We start from the raw sequence: 17,047 nt of genomic DNA, 5'->3' as shown, positions 1-17,047 counted from the left end.
CCTGAAGCTCCGGCGGGGTCGGGGACGCAGCCCCTGAAGCTCCGGCAGGGTCGGGGACGCAACCCCGCAAGCTCCGGCAGGGTCAGGGACGCAACCCTTCGACTCTGGCCAGCTTGGGGGACGCAAGCGCCCTGAAGCTTCGGCCAGTTTGTCGGAAAGCCCGCGAACCATGTTGGTTCGCGGGCTTTTTGCGTTTTCCCTGGTGGGTGTTCGACGGACACGCCGGGTGCTAGCACTCTTTGGTACTTGTGTGCCAGTCCTGAATAGGTACAAACTCGAGTACTAGGACGGGCAGAGCCGCCCCGGGATCGTCATATCGGGAGGCACGCGATGAGCGAGCAGATCGGTGTATTGCCCTTCGTTTCATCAACACAGGAATCCGCCGGGGCGCTTCGCGGGTTCGTGATCTCCGGTCGGTGGCCGGATTCCACGAAGGAATGGGCACAGCTACTGGTGCTGGCCGTGCGGGTGGCGAGTCTGCCGGGGCTGCTGGCGACCACAACGGTGTTCGGGGCCCGGGAGGAGCTGCCGGAGGATCCCGAGCCGGGGATGGTCGGATTGGTCATTGCCGAGGGCACCGTGCTGGGCGCGTCCGCGCTGCTGCCCGGAAGGTTTGCCGCACATGTGCCACCGGCCTTGATCCTGCTGCATCCGCCGCGCGAGACGCGGCCGTCGCTGCCCGAGTGCTCGGGCGCGGCCTCCGGCACCCTGCTGCTGCCGGGGCTGCCGCATCTGGGTCTGGAACACCGGGCGGCCTGGGTGGAAACCGATACCGACGGGTCGGTGACATCCATGGTGAGCAGGGTGGGAGTGGATCCGATCAGCGATCCCGACACCGCGGTTCTGGCCATGCTGCTGGCCGCGTGAGGGCACACCTGCCGGGTGCGTAAGGGCACCCGAAACCTTGCGGCAGTGTCTCCAAACTTATTGCGCGCATTGCGATTTCGATGAGATCGGTTTGGCGATGCCGGATTTGCCGGGGTAGTATCGACGGCAGCGAAGGGGAGTAGCCCCCAATTGCGTAGTCGACATACTGATCCTGCTCGGGTCCGGCTGCGTGAACCGGTGGAAGTTTCCGGTGGGCGAGACCTTCGGCCAAGACAAACCAAACCGATTTTTGGTTCGGGTGTCGGCTGAAGCGCCCCCGCATTCATGCCGACAGGCCGGAGACCTGGGAGCTGACACTGTGATCACCACGATTTTGCTGAGCTTCGGCGCGCTGTTCCTCGCCGAGCTGGGCGACAAATCGCAACTCATGGCCCTGACATTCGCGCTGCGCTACCGCTGGTGGGTGGTGCTGAGCGCGATCAGCGTGGCGAGTGTGCTGGTGAACCTGATCGCCGTCGGCGTCGGCCACTTCCTCGGTGCGGCGCTGCCCACCACCGTCATCTCACTGTTCGCCGCGGCCACCCTGATCGGTGTCGGCCTGTGGACACTCCGCGAAATCCTGTCCGGCGCGGATGACGAGGCCGAGGCCGAAACCGCGCCGCCGCAGACCAAGTCGCGGTCGGCCTTCCTGGTGGTGCTGTCCGCCTTCCTGCTCGCCGAACTCGGCGATCGCACCATGTTCGCCACCATGGCCCTGGCCACCAAGAACGGCTGGGTCGCGGTGTGGATCGGCTCGGTGCTCGGCATGGTCGCCGCCGGCGGGCTCGCGATTCTGATCGGCGTGACGGTCGGCAAGCATGTGCCGGAACGGCTGATCGCGCTGTGCTCGGGCCTGCTGTTCCTGTACTTCGGCGCGGCGACACTGCTCGACGTACTGGCACCCGGACTGGGGACGCTGGGCGCGGCGGCAGTGGCACTGGTCCTGCCCGCGATCGCCGGAGTGGTGCTGATGCTGCTGCGCCGGCGGGCCGGCACGCCCATTCCGGCGCGACCGGACAGCGAGGATCTCCCGGACCGCACCATCGAGGAGCGGACCGCATAGTTCAGTCGGCGAGGGGCACGGCGCCGAACAGGCCGCCACTGCGGCGCACCAGGTTCAGCAGCGGGTCACGCAGGGCGCGCAGGCCCTCCACATCACCGACGGCAATGCGATTGGTGACCATGGCGCTCAGTGCGGCCACCAGGGTCTGACAGGCGAAACGCTGCTCTTCTGTATCGGCGTCCAAAATATCGGCGACGACCGCGACGAAGGTTTCCTGCAGTTGGGTGCGGCGGGCGATGGCCTCCGGGCCGACCGCGTAGACCTCGACGAGGAATACCCGTGCGAACGCGGGTTCGGCGGCGAGGGCGTCCAGGTAGGAGCCGAGTACCCGTTCGATGCGCTCGGTCTGGGTCTCCCCGTCGAATTCGGCGCCCGTCGCGGCGAAGATGCCGGTCAGCATGAGTTCCACGGCGCGCTCGAAGGCGGCCTCGAAACAATCTTCCTTGGAACGGAATTGCTCGTAGAAGGTTTCACGCGAAACACCGGCGCGCTTGATGACCGCCGCGACCGGTGTTCCGACATAACCGTTCTCGGTCATGGCCTCGGCCATGGCCAGCAGAATGCGGTCGCGCTGCGCGGCGACCACGATCTCGCGGGGTAGACCGTGCCGGCCGCGAGGCAACTGGCGAGCGGTTACTGCCGAATCGGTCATGCGGTGAACTCCGTTGGGCCGTAGCGGTTCAGGCGAGCTTTCCCATTCTGCGGGGGCGCGCCGGTTGCTCGGTGGTGAATGCCACCCGCTCGGTCCGGGCAACTTCCAGGCCGGTCTCGACCCCGTGGCGCAGAGCGTAGTCGACAACGCGCTGTCCGACGCCTCGGAAACTCAAGATCAGCCCGACCCAGTAGGGCGAGAACACCCGGCGGGAGCGGCGGGCCAGGGCACGTTCCATGGCGTCGATGGCCGGGCCCAGGGGTGCGGTGCCGGACACAGTATTGCGGCCGAGGATGTCCCGGGCGGCATCGGTGCCGAAGCCGCGGCTGGTCATATCGGTGTCGAGTTCGGCGAAGTAGGCCATGCCGACCTTCGCGCCGGTGTGCCGCAGTTCTATGCGCAGGGTGTCGCCGAGGGCCTCCACGGCGGCCTTGGAAGCGCTGTACGCACCCGCCAGGGGTAGGTGGATGGCGGCGGCCAGGGAGGACACCAGCAGCACATAACCGCCGGGGTGCGCGATGTGCGGGCCCGCGGCGCGCAGCGTGTAGTAGACGCCGAGCACATTGACGGTGAGGGTTTCCTCGAGCACGTCCGGCTCGCCGCCGAGCAGTGAAAGCTGGCGGGCGATACCGGCATTGGCGACCACGGCGTCGAGACCGCCCAGTTCCGCGGTGAGCGAGTTGACCACTCGCTCCACCTGGTCCTGATCACCGATATCGCAGTAGCGCCAGGGTGCGTCGCCGCAGTCCGCGGCGACCTCGGCCAGGAGGGCCTCTTCGATGCCCAGTAGTGCCACCCGGGCGCCCCGGGCATGCAGCTGCCGGGCGAGGGCCGCGCCGATGCCGCGGGCGGCACCGGTGATCAGGATGCGTTTACCGGCCACCGATTGGGCCGGGCCTAGGAGACCACGGCGCGGACGTCGGGCCGTGCTGGCGTTCATGCACCGAGATTAGCACTCAACGAACACATGTGTTCGCAAACCGCGAAGTCCGGAACTCCCCCGCTGTACCGCGGGTTGCACCGGCCCCTCGCTGTGGTGTCCATCTCGCCCGTTATGGTGCTTGTTGACGGAGGGCCAGTGAGAGGGCGCTCCACAGTCGAGAGGACCAATCACCGTGGAGATTTCCGGCTCCGCCGCCATCGTCACCGGAGGTGCGTCCGGCCTGGGCGCGGCCACCGCCAAGCGCTTCGCCGACGCCGGTGCCACCGTGTTCGGGTTCGACCTGGCACAGTCGATCGAGCGCGCGGGCGACAGTGTCCCCGCCGGCGTCACCCTGATCCCGACCGATGTCACCAGTGGTGACGAGGTGGCCGCCGCGGTCGCCACGGTCGTCGAATCCGGTGTGCCGCTGCGCATCGTCGTCAACTGCGCCGGTGTCGGCTGGGCGGGTCGCATCCTGTCCAAGAACGGCCCGCACGACCTCGAGCTGTTCCGCACGGTTATCACCGTGAACCTGCTCGGATCGTTCAATGTCATGCGCCTGGCCGCCGACGCCATCTCCAAGACCGAGCCGGTCGACGAGTACGGCCAGCGCGGGGTGGTCATCAACACCGCGTCGGTCGCGGCGTTCGAGGGCCAGATCGGGCAGATCGCCTACTCCGCCTCCAAGGGCGGCGTCGCCGGCATGACCATCCCGGCCGCACGTGACCTGGCGCAGTTCGGCATTCGCGTCAACACCATCGCCCCCGGCATCATCGACACCCCGATGCTCGCCGGTGTCACCGAGGAGTACCGCAAGGGCCTCGAGTCCGGTGTGCCGTTCCCGTCCCGCCTGGGGCGTCCGGACGAGTACGCGCAGCTCGCGCAGTACATCACCGAGCACGACTACCTCAACGGCGAGACCATCCGCATGGACGGCGCCCTGCGCATGGCGCCGCGCTAGTCGCGGAGAACGACACAAGGCCCGCACCGTATTCCGGTGCGGGCCTTGCTATTTCACGAGCTCGTGGTGCGCGGAGTCTTCAGCGCATCTCGGTTTCTCAGTGCGGGCGGACGGCCGCTGCCTGCGGACCCTTCTTGCCCTCGGTGATTTCGAAGCTCACGGCCTGGCCCTCTTCGAGCTGGCGGTAGCCGTTGCCTTCGATTTCAGAGTAGTGAACGAACACATCGGGGCCGTCCTCGCGGGCGATGAAGCCGTAGCCCTTCTCCGCGTTGAACCACTTGACGGTGCCCTGAACCATAACTTTCTCCTGCTGAATGTTGCATCGGCCGCCGCGGTCACGGCGACCGGGTCGAATCCGTAGCGACTGCTCGCAGGTCGCTCGAAACGATCAGAAGGCGACTTGCAACTTGCCTGGCAAGAGAAGCGCCCGCACGATGTTCAGCGCGAGCATGTGAGACACGAACACGAAAAACTTACGACCAAGCAGTACAACGCACACCCGGCCGGGGGGAGTTCCCGGAACCACCGAAAAAATTACCGGCGTCACATCCGCGCGAGATCGGGCATGACCGAAAACCGCTGCCGCACAGTCGCACCCCCGGTGATCGAGCCACCGGGGGTGCGACAGGGACGAGATGTGATGCAGGTCAGAGCGTTCGGGCCAGCCGATCGGCCAGAATGCGGGCGAAGTGCGCCGGATCCGCGAGCACGCCACCCTCGGCGAGAACCGCTGTGCCGTAGAGCAGTTCGGCGGTCTGGGCGAGCTCGGCGGGCTTGTCGGCCTCGTCCGCGACCTTGGCGAACGCTTCGCGCAAACCGGTGACCAGCGGATGTGTCGGATTCAGCTCCAGGATGCGCTTGGAGTCCGGCAGCTGCTGACCGGAGGCGCGGTACATGCGCTCCAGCAGCGGAGTGAAATCGAACACATCTCCGACGATGCAGGCCGGGGAGGTGGTCAGGCGGGAGGTCAGGCGGACCTCCTTCACGGTGTCGTCCAGGGTCTGCTGCAGCCAGCCGAGCAGGTCGGCGTAATCCTTGTCCTGCTGTTCGCGCAGCTGCTCGGAGGCCTTCTTCTCCTCCTCCGACTCCAGATCGATCTCACCCTTGGCAATGGACTGCAGCGGTTTGCCCTCGAACTCCGGCACCGAACCCACCCACATCTCGTCGACCGGATCGGTCAGCACCAGCACCTCCAGGCCCTTGGCCCGGAATGCCTCGATATGCGGGGAGTTCTCGATCTGCTCGCGGGATTCGCCGGTCATGTAGTAGATCCCGGTCTGGGTCTCCGGCATCCGCGATACGTACTCGGCCAGCGTGGTGAGCTCGTCGGTCGCATGTGTGGACACGAAAGACGAGACGGCCAGGATGGATTCGCGATTGTCCTGATCGGAGAGCATGCCCTCCTTGAGAACTCGGCCGAATTCCCGCCAGAAGGTCTGGTACTTCGACTTGTCCTCGGCGCCCTGCAGCTCCTTGATCGTGGACAGCACCTTCTTCACCAGGCGCTTGCGGATCATCTTGAGCTGCCGGTCCTGCTGCAGGATCTCGCGAGAGACATTGAGCGACAGGTCCTGTGCGTCCACCACGCCCTTGACGAAGCGCAGGTACTCCGGCATCAGCTCTTCGCAGTTGTCCATGATGAACACCCGCCGCACATACAGCTGCACGCCGCGCTTGTGCTCCCGGGTGAACAGGTCGAACGGCGCGGTCGAGGGCAGGAACAGCAGCGCCTGATACTCGAAGGTGCCCTCCGCCTTCATGGCGATGGTTTCCAGCGGGTCGTCCCAGGCGTGCGAGACGTGCTTGTAGAACTCCTTGTACTCGTCCTCGGTGACCTCGCTCTTGGGGCGGGTCCACAGCGCCTTCTGCGAGTTCAGGGTCTGGGTCTCGACGAGGGTCTTCTCCGTCTTGTCCTCGCCCTCACCCTCGGTGACGGTCCGCTCGACGTCCATGCGGATCGGCCAGGCGATGAAGTCGGAGTACTTCTTCACGATTTCGCGGAGCTTCCACTCCATCGTGTAGTCGAACATGTGGTCGTCGTCGTCGACCGGCTTCAGGTGCAGGGCGACGCTGGTGCCCTGCGGGGCGTCGGTGAGTTCCTCGATCGTGTACTTGGAGCTGCCCGCGGCGCATTCCCAGCGGGTGCCGGCGGCTTCGCCCGCCTTGCGCGTGGTCAGCACGACCTTGTCGGCCACCATGAAGGTCGAGTAGAAGCCGATGCCGAACTGGCCGATGAGCTCCTCGGCCGCGGTGTCGGACTTGTTCTCCAGCAACTGCTTACGCATGGCGGCGGTACCGGACTTCGCCAGCGTGCCGATCAGATCCACCACTTCGGCGCGGGACATGCCGATGCCGTTGTCTCGGATGGTGAGCACGCGCTGGTCGCGGTCGACCGCCAGCTCGATGTGCAGATCGGAGGTGTCGGCGACCAGGTCCTTGTCGCGGTACGACTCCATGCGCAGCTTGTCCAGCGCATCGGAGGCGTTCGAGATCAGCTCTCGCAGGAAAGTGTCTTTGTTCGAATAAACCGAGTGGATCATCAACTCGAGCAGCTGATGAGTTTCGGCCTGGAATTCGAGCTCTTCAACGTGATCGGTCACGACGCGATATTACGTCCCGCGAAATCGGCGATGCCGGGAACCTCGGCATCTGCCCGGTTCGTCATCCAGTCCCGCAATACCTTCGTGGCCTGCACATCATCCTCGTTGTACTCGAGGATGCGGGTGCGCTGCGACATATCCGGTTCGCTGCCGTCGTAGCCGACGCCCAGCCGGTACCAGCTCATGGACGCCTCGCCGCCGGCCTCCGGGTCACGCCAGGAGAAGCCCGCGACCGGCGCGATCTTCTTGAGGCCCTTGCCGTTCGGGCAGATGAACTGCTCGGAGACGGCCTGGAACATGTCCACCCACTGCGGGCCGTCGACGAACTTCTGGATCTCGCGTTCGGTGGGGATGCCGGGCATACCGGCAAAGCGGCGCGCCGACTCGTACAGCCACTTGTCCTCGGCGGTGCGCGAATAGCAGTAGGCCGCAAAGGTTCTGCCCGTTGCGGCGGCGTCGGCGCGGACCTGCATGAGCCAGGTCCAGAACTCGGCGAAGGAGCGGCCCTCGTCCTCGGTGGGTAGCGGGTCCCAGGTGACGAACGGGCGGTAGACGCCGTCCAGCAGCGTGCCCCACAGGTAGGCGCCGTGCTCCTGGTAGCTCTCCAGGTCCACGTCCACCTCGACGTCGGCGCGCTGCACCTGCACCCGCTCCACCCGGCGGACCAGGGGTGCGCCGGTGGCCCAGGCGCGGGCGGTGACAACGGTTTCGGTGAACAGCTCGAAATGCCAGTCGTCCGGGGCGTCGCCGGTCCAGGCGGCCAGATCGTCGATGGTGTCGACGCCGTGGCGGCGCAGCACCTCGGCTCGGGCGCCCGGTGCCACCAGGCTCACATCGCGATGCGCGACCAGCCATTTCTCACAGCTCTGCGCACCCTCCTCGGGGGCGCGGGTGAACCACGGGCACTGACGGCACTCGGGCACCTTGGACGGAATGGTCGGCAGCTCACCGCGCACCACCGCGATGCGGTCGGCGTAGCGGCGGTCGTAATCGTCGAGCACCGCGCCCAAGTCGTGAATGAGGATGCGGTCGAAGGCATAACCGATGGCGCCGCCCGCCAGGGACGGGCTGGCCAGGCCGTGCCGCTGCAGCATGCGATACAGGTGCGCCAGGCGCTGCTGATCGCGCGGCTGCGGGCGGGTGCGCACATTGCGGTCGGACTTCGGGCGCCAGTCGTAGAGGCTGCTCGTCATCGGATGGAAGTCGGCCGGATCGGGCTGGCGCGGATCGGTCACCTTGTGATTGACCACCACGATGGGGATGTACCCGCCGCGATCGGCATCGCGCCAGAGGATTTCGCAGCCGCCGCGGCGGCCGGTATCGGATTCCTGCGGCAGCAGTCCGCCCCAGATGCGTTCCGCCCCGGCCTCCATGGCGCGCATGGTCGCCTCGGCGCGGCGGCCCGCGGACTGGCCCGGCTCGATCACCGTCCAGAGGTCCGGATTGGCTCCGACCAGCGTGTCCCGCACCTGAATCCGATGCGCGGCCGCCGCCTCCCGCCGCTGCTGCACACCGGCGTCCTCGATCACTCCGGTCAGCACCTGCGGATGGCTGGAGTCCAGCAGCAGCCGGTGCCGGCAGCCGATCAGGGCCCGCGCGTCCAGAAACGCGGCCCGCTCGCCATGGTCACCGATGCCCGAATACACGGTTGAAGTATGAACTCACCCTGTGACAGCAGAACCCGTCGCCCCGTCACAGCGCGGATTCATTACGGGGGCTCCGCCCCCGAACCCCCGAAAAGTGGAGACCGGGGGCCATGCCCCCGGACCCCCCGTGAGAGATGGGGGCCGCTGCCCCCAACCCCGAAGAGACCGAACGGTGCGTCTTCACCGACCGCCGAATGAGGGCCGGGCCCCGAGTGACCGGGACGCCGCGCCGGCAAAGGCCCCGACGCGCTCGGCAAGCCATACTGCCGAGCGCAGAGCCGGGTGACCGGCGACGCTGATGAACCGCCGGGAAGCCTTGCCCGTTCGGTCTTAAACAGGCACGGCGGTCGTCGTTCTGGTTTGGCACCCGTTAGGGTGAGCGCAAACTGTGTTTCATGGGCGGACAGGCACTTCCCCCGGCCCTGTGCTGCCATGGCGAACCAGCATGACGGAGGCCATCTATGGGGTTGTTCACCAAGCGCAAGAAGAAGGTCGGGCGGCGGGCCGAGGCCAAGGCGCTGAAGCACAAGGCCGGTATGGAGGCCAAGCTCGGGGCGCGCAACGAGCGGAAGCGGCATCGCGGCGAGGCGCGGACGCAGCGGAAGGTCGCGAAGGCGGAGATCTCCAAGTTGCAGGCCGAGGAGAAGGCCGCACTGAAGATCGCCGCCAAGGCCGATCGGGATCTGTTCAGTGCCGCGCAGGTGCGTAAGTACCTGGGTGTGGCGCGGATTCTGCTGCCGGTGCTGGCGCCGATCGCCTATCGCGGGGCCACGTTCGTGCGCGGGCAGCTCGACACCCGGCGGGCGCAGCAGCTCGGCATCGGGGTGAATCAGCTCGGCGAATTCGCCGGTCCCGGTGCGAAACTGCAGGCGCGGCAGGTGAATGTGGAGAGCACGCTCGCCGAGCTCGAGCGCAAGAATCCGCAGGACGTCGACACCAAGCAGTTCGTGGCCGCCTCGCGCGACCGTCTCGAGAGCCTGTCGGCCGCGATTCGCACGGCCGCGCAGATGCCGGTGCAGCGGCGCCGTGCCGTGCACGCGTCGATCTCCAACGAGCTCTCCGGCATCGAAGCCGATGTGCTCGCGCGTCTCGGCGTGAACTGAGCCGTATCCCATGCATCGCCGCGCCGAATCCAGCACTGCCCGTGGTTGTCTCGCGGGCGTGACCATGGCGGTGCTGGCGGTGGCGGCGCACGGGGCGGCGGGTGGCGGCTATCCGGGGTCGACGGGGCTGGCGCTGCTGTTGCTCGCGGCCGGAACCATCGGCGCGCTGGCCGCGACGCTGCACTCCCCCGTCGCCCTGCCCGCGCTGCTGGTGCTGGGTCAGCCCGTCTGCCATGTGGCGCTGGGCGGCCTGACCCAGCACGGGCATGCCGCGGGGGCAATGGATTTCCTGGGTACCGGTGCGATGGCGGCGGCGCACACCACGGCCGCGCTCGTCTTCGCCGTTCTGATTCTGGTGGCCGAGCGGCTGTATCTGCTTGTGTCGCAGACCCTTCGGGCGGTCCTGACCCGGCCTGCCGGGCGGCCGGTGCACTCTCCGGCCGGGCGCTGGGCCCCGGTCGTGGCGGCGGCGAGGCAGTTGCTCGCCCTGGGCGCGAACGGTTCGCGCGCCCCGCCGGTTGCGGTGTGACAACTCCCCCTCACCCGTAACCCTTTGCCAGAAGAGGCCATTCACTCATGCACATCTCTCCTTCGCGTGCCTTCGGCACCACCGTCGCCGCCGCCGGTCTCACCCTGCTGAGCGCGGGCGTCGCCGCCGCACACGTCACCGTCGACGCGCCGGGCGCGACGCAGGGCGGCTATTCGGTCGCCACCTTCAAGGTGCCGACCGAATCGGTCACCGCCTCCACCACGAAACTCAGTGTCGCCCTGCCGAATCTGAAGAGCGCCAGCACCGAACCGCTGGTCGGCTGGACCGAGAAGATCGACAAGAACGACAAGGGTGAGGCCGTCACCGCCACCTGGACCGCCAATCCGGGCAATCCGGGTATCGCTCCGGGTCAGTTCCAGCGGTTCGTGCTCTCGGTCGCCCTGCCCAAGCAGGAGACGGTCAGCTTCCCCGCCACCCAGACCTACAGCGACGGCAATGTCGTGGTCTGGGATCAGAAGAACAATGCGGACGGCAGCGAGCCGGAACACCCCGCCCCGACCCTGACCCTGGCGGTCGGCAAGGGCGGCGACGATGACGGCGACGGCGCGGTCGCCGCCACCGCATCGGACAAGGACACCGACACCACCGCGCGCTGGCTCGGCGGCGTCGGCCTGGCCCTCGGCGCACTGGGTGCGGCACTCGGGCTGGGCAGCGTGATCCGCGGTCGCAAATCATGACCCGCAGACTCCTCGCCGGTCTGGTCGCAGGTCTGCTCGTCACCGGGTTCGCCCTGCTGGGCAGCGGTGTGGCGAGCGCACATTCGGTGCCGGTCGGTTCCAGCCCGGAGAACGGCGCGCATATCGACACCTCGCCGGCGACCGCCAGCGTCACCTTCAACGAGGATCTGCAGACCAGCTACCCGTCGATGACGGTCACCGGTCCGGACGGCAATCTGTGGTCCAAGGGCCAGCCGAAGGTGGAGAACCAGACGATCAGCATCCAGGTCGGTGAGCTGGGTCCGGTCGGCGATTACAAGATCGCGTACCGGGTCACCTCCGCGGACGGACATCCGGTCAGCGGCACCCGCACCTTCACCCTCACCAAGGCGGGCACCGGAACCCCGGGCCCGAAGGCGGACTCCTCGGCCAAATCCGGCGGCGGCTCCGACGGCGGGGTACCGCTGTGGGTGTTCATCGTCGGCGCGGTGGTGCTGTTCGGCGGCGGCCTGGCCTTCGCACTCCTGGGCGGACGGGGCAAGCAGCGCAAGTGAATCGATCGGACCGCACCGATCGTCGCCGGGAGCGCGGGACGAGCGGCGGCAGGAGCTCACTGCGCTGGTTTCTGCTGCTGATCGTTCCGCTCGGTCTCGACGGTGCGGCTCTGGCGTGGGTACTGGCCGCGAGCGATCCCGTGCAGGCGGAGGCACCCGTGCGGGTGCTGGCCGACTGCGCGGGCGCCGCGGTGCTGGGTCTGGCCGCGCTGCCGCGACTGTCCGCGCGACTGACGCCGCAGTGGCGACTGCTCACCGTGCTGGCCGGAGCATGGGCGGCCGCGGAATTCACCATGCTGGTGCTGGAAGCGGCCGAGGTGCAGGGCATTCCGGCCGCGCACATGGGCGCCGGGCAGTTCGGTGACTACCTCACCACGGTCAGCGGCGGCCAGATCGGTATCGCGCTGCTCATCGGCAGTGGTGCGGTAGCGGTCTACAGCGCCTTCGGTTTTCGCAATCCGGACCGGGTCACCGCCGATCTGGTGCTGGTGTTCACCGCGGTGACCCTCGCGCTGCGCCCCATCACCGGACATATGTCGCAGCAGACATTCGGTTCGGTGCTGGGAGCCGTGCACGCGCTGGCCGCGTCCGCCTGGTTCGGCGTGCTGCTGGCCCTGGCCCTGACCGTCCGCACCCGCGGCGAATGGGCGGTGCTGCTGCCCCGCTATTCGCGCTGGGCGCTGCCGCTGGCGGGGATCGTGACCGTGACCGGCGTGGTGAACGGACTGGTCCGCCTCGGCGGTCTCACCCCGTTCGTCACCACCGGGTACGGCCGGATCCTGCTGGCGAAGACCGTGATCCTGGTCGCGTTGCTGGCCATCGGCTGGTGGTGGCGGCGCACCTGGGTGCCGCTCGCGACCGAGCACCGCATGGACGCGGAATCCTCTTTGCGCCGTGCGATTTTCGAAGTGCTGCTGATGGCGGTGGTGTTCGGTCTCGCGGCTACGCTGGCGGTAACCGCGTAGGAATCGGACATGGGGGCCGGAATGTGGCCCTCACCTCATGATCTGCGCATTGAAATGGAACGAGTTACTGTCGTGCGCATGACCGAAGTCAAGATCGTCGCGGAATGCGCCGCGTCGGCCGAATCGGCCTTCGCCTACGTCAACGATTACCGGAATCTGCCCCGATTCATCAGTGAGATCAAGGCCTTCGAACCGCTCACCGAGCAAACCGAAGGCGTCGGCGCCACCTTCGACGGCACCATCGGCCTGGGCCCGGTATCGCTGCATTCGACCATCAAGATCGTGCGGCACGAACCCGGCCTCGCCATTGCCGTGAAGTCCATCAAGGGCTTCGAAATCGAATCCACCTTCCTTTTCCACGACAAGGGCGAGGAATCCTGCACCATCGACGCCATCGTCGATTACCGGGTGCCCGGCGGCCTGGCCGGAAAACTGCTCGGCCGGACCATCGAGCCGTTCGTGAAACTCGCCGTGAAGGGTTCCACGCACAATCTGGTCACCCAGGTCACCGCCTTCCACCTCGCGCGCACCGAAGCCTGATCGCCGTTCCCGCCGTGGCCTGACCGCCCGGGGTCGTCAAAGCCGCCGGCCCCCCGACGTTGTCCGGCCCATTCCCTGCGGGGATGCTGGGCATATGCCCGAACCCGCCACGCCGTCCTTCTTGCAGCGGATCGGTTATCTCTGCGGCCGCACACTCCCGCCGGCCATGTCGGACTGGGTGCGCGATGATCTGATCGGCCCCGGCGCCACCCGCCGCTATCTGCTCCGCATGCTGCTGCCGATGATCCCGGTGCTCTGCCTCTTCCTGCTCGTCCCGGGACCGCTGTGGATGCGCCTGGCCATGATGGCGCTGCTCTACCTGCCGCTCATCTACTTCACCGTGGCGCTCACCTATGTGTTCCGGCGCAACAAACTGATCAAGCACGGCTTCGATCCGGCCCTGGCCGAAACGGCCAAGCGCGCCCGCGAATCCGGCGATCGGCAGGCCTACGAACAGCGGCACGGCCGGGGCTGACGCTGCTGCGCTGATATCGATCAGCGGAAATCCAGGCGGGTGGTGACCGCGCGCTCGAAAGCGCGCAGATCCGCCTCCAATTGCCGGAAAAGCCAATAGTCGCCGAGGAATCCGAGCACCCCGGCCAGGCACAGCCATTTGATCGGGCCGATGGCGAGGGGCACCTCGTCCGGGGTCAGGAACAGCAGGCTGGTGATCACGCCGATCAGCGGAATCGCCACCGCCACCGCCAGATACCGGGTGCACCGGCGGCCCAGCGCCCGCAGCGCCTCATGATCCTCGGCGATCTCGCCGTGGGTGAGCAGCCGCGGGTAGAAGCAGCGGACCACGAAAAAGGTCACCAGGAAGAACGGGTAGGCGACCGCGACGGCGCCCGAAACCAGCAGTGTCGCGGTCAGATTCAGCAATTGCCCGGGCGTCAGATCGGTGTACGCCTCCAGCGCGACAGCGGCCACCACCGCCGACACCACCCACCACAGGAAGGCCAGCAGCGCGACCCGATCCCCGTCCACCAGGGTGTCGCGGCGGGCCCGTGCCAGGGTGTCCGGATCGTAGGTGCGCCCCCTGCGCAGGCCGCGCCAGACGATGAAGGCCCGGCGGCACAGGTAGTTGGTCACGACAATCGCCGCGGGAGTGGTGAACAGCGCCAGCCCCGCCCCGACCGCCTGCAGTTTCACCCGTTGATCCGGCGTGAACCACACCTCCCAGAGCGGGCCGTTGTGCAGATTCGCGTAGAGCATGCCGAGGAAGTCGCCGAGGAAACTGGCCGCGGTGATGAGCAGCACCAGCGACCACGGACCGACCTTGGCGCGCAGGCTGTTTCGCGGCGGGTCCACCAGATCGCGGGCGCGCTGATCCAGGCACAGGTCGAGCTGCTGCGCCAGCGCCGCACCGGTGGGCCAGCGATCGGCGCGCTGCGGGGCAAGACATTTCAGTAATACCCGGCGCAGTGTCGGCGGGCAGTCGGGCGGCAGCTCGGACAGATAGCGCGGATCGATATCGTGCCGCCGCAACCGCAGCATGCGCTCGAGCGAGGATTCGGAATCACCCGCGCGGGTTTCGTCGTCGAAGGGCCGGTGACCGGTGAGCAGCTCCCACAGCACCACGCCCAGCGCGAAGATATCGCTGCGGCCGTCGAGTTCCTCGGCGGTATCGGGCAATTGCGGATGGCAGGCGGCCAGCTGCTCGGGCGACATATAGGCGAGCGAGCCACCGAAGTACGCGAGCGGACTGGTGCCCGCCACATGCAGGCTGAAACTGATATTGAAATCGGCCAGCTTCGGCACGCCGTCGGCGGTGAGCAGCACATTGGCGGGCTTGATATCCCGGTGCAGCACACCGTTGCCGGAGGCATAGTCGAGCGCCCGGGCCAGTCGGCTGCCCAGCCATGCCACCGTCTCCGGCCAGCTCCGCGCGGCAATGCCGGAGCGGATGGCCGATTCGCTCGGCACCAGTCCGCCCTTGTCCCGCATGGCCGTATCGACCGCCTCCAGCAGCAGCGCGCCGGAACGCTCCTGCGGCGGGCGCTGCCGCACCAGGCTCAGCACCTTCGACAGCGTGCCGCCGGGCAGGTACTGCATGTACATCAGTTTCAGTTCGCGCTCGTCCATCAGCCGCTGATCGAAAACGCGCACGATGTTCTCGTGATCGAGCTGGGCCAGCGTCTCCGATTCGGTGCCGTGGTTCTGCGAGACCTTCACCGCCACCAGGCGTTGCATGGAGCGCTGACGGGCCAGGAAGACGCGAGCGAAAGCGCCGCTGCCCAATTCGACCAGCAGATCGAAATCGTCCACCCGGTCACCGACCTCGATGCCGTCCAGCGCCGCGCGGGCCCGCGGGCGGGCGATCAGGGTGCTGCGATAGTCGCGCTCACCCCAGGCGGCCTGGGTGAGATCGGCCTCGGTCGGATAGCCGCTGCCGGCGATATCGGCGCCGGGGGATCTGCCGGAGCGGCGCAGCGCGTGGAACTCCTCGTAGGCCAGATCGGGCGGCACAGGGCCGGAACGCAATTCGTCGTATTCGGCGCGGTAGTCGGCCAGCCGCTTCGGGAAATCGTAGTGGATCCACCGGTACTCCAGATCGACCTTGATGAGCTCGATCAGGCACAAACGGCGCAATTCCGGTGCGGCCGGGAGGTATTCGGCCAGCGGGGGCGGCTCCCCCGCTGTATCCCAGGCCGCCGCGAAGCGGGCCGAGACAGCCGTCAGCGCCGAGCGCGCCGCGCCGACTATGTCCGACTCGATCGCCGGTTCCAACCCATGCCCCTCCGCACGAACCAATGACTTCCGGTCCTCCTCCGGTGGGCCAATGCGTCCAGTATGCGCGCGTGTGCAGCACAGATGCATCGGAATATGCACGCCGCACGGGGTTTCCGGGGTCCCCCGCCGAGGGTTCCGGGGTTCGCGCGGCCGATGCGCGCACTAAAGTTCCCGGCATGAGTCAGCAGTTTCCGGACCGCATCTGGGGTTCGCGCACCAATCTTCTGTCCCGCATCGCCAGCCCGTTCGCCGCGACGAAGCTCGGCTCGCTGGTGATTCGCAAGCTGACGCCCCTGGACCGGAAAGTGCTGCAGCGCACCGGCGGCAAATACACGGTGCTCGGGCCGATCGGCGCACCGGTCATCCTGCTCACCACCACCGGGCGCAAATCCGGGCAGCCGCGCACCACCCCGCTGCTGTACGTGCACGACGGCGACACGCTGTATGTGATCGGCAGTAATTTCGGGCAGGAGCACCACCCCGCGTGGACCGGGAACCTGCTCGCGAATCCGGCCGCCGAGATCGTCATCGCGGGCGAGCGCATTCCGGTGCGGGCCGCCCTGGTCCAGGACGAGGCGAAGCAGCAGGAGATCTTCGCGCGCTTCGAGGAGACCACCCAGGCGTACACCGCCTACCGCAATCGCACCGCGCGTGATTTGCGCATTTTCGCCCTGACAAGATAGGCGAGTGACCGAATCAGGCAGTGTTCAGAACCAAGCAGAGGTGGTCGCGACCGCAGACCTGGCCGATGAGATCGGGCCCGGGATCCGCAGCTGCGACACCCAGTTCCTCCAGTTCGGCGGGCAGCCCGCCTTCTCCGGACGCATCGTGACCATCCGCTGTTTCCAGGACAATCTCCTGGTCAAGCAGACGCTCGGCGAGCCGGGCAATGGCCGCGTACTGGTCGTGGACGGCGGCGCGAGCATTCACACCGCACTGGTCGGCGACATCATCGCGGGTCGCGGCGTGGACAACGGCTGGGCCGGTGTCATCGTCAATGGCGCGGTGCGGGATTCGGCGATCCTGCGCACCCTCGATATCGGCGTCAAGGCGCTCGGCACCAACCCGCGCAAGAGCACCCAGACCGGATCCGGCGAGCGGGATGTGCCCGTCGAATTCGGCGGTGTGACCTTCGTGCCGGGCGAGGTGCTCTACAGCGATCACGACGGAATCGTGGTCCGCGCGGAGGACTGATCGCGGCTTCCGGAAAAGCCCCGAAAACGGCTATTCCTGGA

Annotated in this window: 18 protein-coding genes; 12 read left to right on the top strand and 6 right to left on the bottom strand. The window is 67.4% G+C overall.

Annotated features, from left to right (window positions below):
• Positions 1 to 330 precede the first annotated feature (330 nt).
• Together ABZX86_RS19985 and ABZX86_RS19980 are read left to right on the top strand one after the other, a co-directional pair.
• Positions 331 to 867: a peptidase gene (locus ABZX86_RS19985; RefSeq protein WP_355125432.1), complete on the top strand. Its 537-nt coding sequence runs from the start codon at positions 331 to 333 to the stop codon at positions 865 to 867.
• A gap of 319 nt (positions 868 to 1,186) precedes the next feature.
• Positions 1,187 to 1,930, top strand: a complete 744-nt coding sequence (locus ABZX86_RS19980; RefSeq protein ID WP_355125430.1) for a TMEM165/GDT1 family protein — start codon at positions 1,187 to 1,189, stop codon at positions 1,928 to 1,930.
• Position 1,931: 1 nt separating this feature from the next.
• Here ABZX86_RS19980 and ABZX86_RS19975 read toward each other — a convergent pair whose 3' ends face one another.
• Positions 1,932 to 2,582 (bottom strand): TetR/AcrR family transcriptional regulator, encoded by a 651-nt coding sequence (locus ABZX86_RS19975; RefSeq protein ID WP_355125428.1) that lies wholly within the window; start codon positions 2,580 to 2,582, stop codon positions 1,932 to 1,934.
• A gap of 28 nt (positions 2,583 to 2,610) precedes the next feature.
• Positions 2,611 to 3,522 carry an SDR family NAD(P)-dependent oxidoreductase gene (locus ABZX86_RS19970; RefSeq protein ID WP_355125426.1) on the bottom strand — a complete coding sequence of 304 codons (912 nt, stop codon included), beginning with the start codon at positions 3,520 to 3,522 and terminating at the stop codon, positions 2,611 to 2,613.
• Positions 3,523 to 3,697: 175 nt separating this feature from the next.
• Here ABZX86_RS19970 and ABZX86_RS19965 point away from each other — a divergent pair, with 175 nt between their 5' ends.
• Entirely contained in the window at positions 3,698 to 4,465 is a 768-nt protein-coding gene (locus ABZX86_RS19965; protein ID WP_297611074.1) for an SDR family NAD(P)-dependent oxidoreductase, read from the top strand.
• 97 nt (positions 4,466 to 4,562) lie between these two features.
• Here the strand turns inward: ABZX86_RS19965 and ABZX86_RS19960 are convergent, their stop codons facing one another.
• The 3 genes from ABZX86_RS19960 to ABZX86_RS19950 all read right to left on the bottom strand — a co-directional run bounded on the left by ABZX86_RS19960 (position 4,563) and on the right by ABZX86_RS19950 (position 8,711).
• The gene (locus ABZX86_RS19960) at positions 4,563 to 4,763 is read right to left on the bottom strand and encodes a cold shock domain-containing protein (protein ID WP_033085228.1); all 201 of its coding nucleotides are present in this window, start codon (positions 4,761 to 4,763) and stop codon (positions 4,563 to 4,565) included.
• 349 nt (positions 4,764 to 5,112) lie between these two features.
• Entirely contained in the window at positions 5,113 to 7,065 is a 1,953-nt protein-coding gene (gene htpG / locus ABZX86_RS19955; protein ID WP_355125424.1) for a molecular chaperone HtpG, read from the bottom strand.
• A complete protein-coding gene (locus ABZX86_RS19950) occupies positions 7,062 to 8,711 on the bottom strand; it encodes a TM0106 family RecB-like putative nuclease (protein WP_355125422.1) in 1,650 nt (549 codons plus the stop codon). Before ABZX86_RS19950 ends, htpG begins: the two co-directional genes overlap by 4 nt.
• Positions 8,712 to 9,172: 461 nt before the next feature.
• Between ABZX86_RS19950 and ABZX86_RS19945 the strand changes: the two genes are divergently transcribed.
• The 7 genes from ABZX86_RS19945 to ABZX86_RS19915 all read left to right on the top strand — a co-directional run bounded on the left by ABZX86_RS19945 (position 9,173) and on the right by ABZX86_RS19915 (position 13,554).
• Entirely contained in the window at positions 9,173 to 9,814 is a 642-nt protein-coding gene (locus tag ABZX86_RS19945; protein WP_355125420.1) for a DUF6474 family protein, read from the top strand.
• Between the two features lie 10 nt (positions 9,815 to 9,824).
• Complete coding sequence (locus ABZX86_RS19940) at positions 9,825 to 10,343, top strand: hypothetical protein (RefSeq protein WP_355125418.1); 519 nt, start codon at positions 9,825 to 9,827, stop codon at positions 10,341 to 10,343.
• 47 nt (positions 10,344 to 10,390) lie between these two features.
• The gene (locus ABZX86_RS19935) at positions 10,391 to 11,041 is read left to right on the top strand and encodes a YcnI family protein (RefSeq protein ID WP_355125416.1); all 651 of its coding nucleotides are present in this window, start codon (positions 10,391 to 10,393) and stop codon (positions 11,039 to 11,041) included.
• Positions 11,038 to 11,574 carry a copper resistance CopC family protein gene (locus ABZX86_RS19930; protein WP_355125414.1) on the top strand — a complete coding sequence of 179 codons (537 nt, stop codon included), beginning with the start codon at positions 11,038 to 11,040 and terminating at the stop codon, positions 11,572 to 11,574. Before ABZX86_RS19935 ends, ABZX86_RS19930 begins: the two co-directional genes overlap by 4 nt.
• Positions 11,571 to 12,539, top strand: a complete 969-nt coding sequence (locus ABZX86_RS19925) for a CopD family protein (protein ID WP_355125412.1) — start codon at positions 11,571 to 11,573, stop codon at positions 12,537 to 12,539. Before ABZX86_RS19930 ends, ABZX86_RS19925 begins: the two co-directional genes overlap by 4 nt.
• Positions 12,540 to 12,617: 78 nt before the next feature.
• On the top strand, positions 12,618 to 13,079 hold the full coding sequence (locus tag ABZX86_RS19920; protein WP_327143003.1) for an SRPBCC family protein: 462 nt from the start codon (positions 12,618 to 12,620) through the stop codon (positions 13,077 to 13,079).
• Between the two features lie 94 nt (positions 13,080 to 13,173).
• Positions 13,174 to 13,554 (top strand): DUF5313 family protein, encoded by a 381-nt coding sequence (locus ABZX86_RS19915; protein ID WP_355125409.1) that lies wholly within the window; start codon positions 13,174 to 13,176, stop codon positions 13,552 to 13,554.
• A 20-nt stretch (positions 13,555 to 13,574) separates the two neighbouring features.
• Here the strand turns inward: ABZX86_RS19915 and ABZX86_RS19910 are convergent, their stop codons facing one another.
• Positions 13,575 to 15,809, bottom strand: coding sequence for a serine/threonine-protein kinase (locus ABZX86_RS19910; protein ID WP_355125407.1), 2,235 nt, complete (start codon positions 15,807 to 15,809; stop codon positions 13,575 to 13,577).
• A gap of 179 nt (positions 15,810 to 15,988) precedes the next feature.
• On the opposite strand from ABZX86_RS19910, the gene ABZX86_RS19905 reads away from it, so the two are divergent.
• On the top strand, positions 15,989 to 16,495 hold the full coding sequence (locus tag ABZX86_RS19905; RefSeq protein ID WP_355125405.1) for a nitroreductase/quinone reductase family protein: 507 nt from the start codon (positions 15,989 to 15,991) through the stop codon (positions 16,493 to 16,495).
• Between the two features lie 4 nt (positions 16,496 to 16,499).
• Positions 16,500 to 17,006: a ribonuclease E activity regulator RraA gene (gene rraA / locus ABZX86_RS19900; protein ID WP_355125403.1), complete on the top strand. Its 507-nt coding sequence runs from the start codon at positions 16,500 to 16,502 to the stop codon at positions 17,004 to 17,006.
• Positions 17,007 to 17,047: the final 41 nt, after the last annotated feature.

The organism is Nocardia sp. NPDC006630 (genome assembly GCF_040611495.1).
GTDB lineage: Bacteria > Actinomycetota > Actinomycetes > Mycobacteriales > Mycobacteriaceae > Nocardia.
This window is presented reverse-complemented; position numbering and strand designations above follow the sequence as displayed.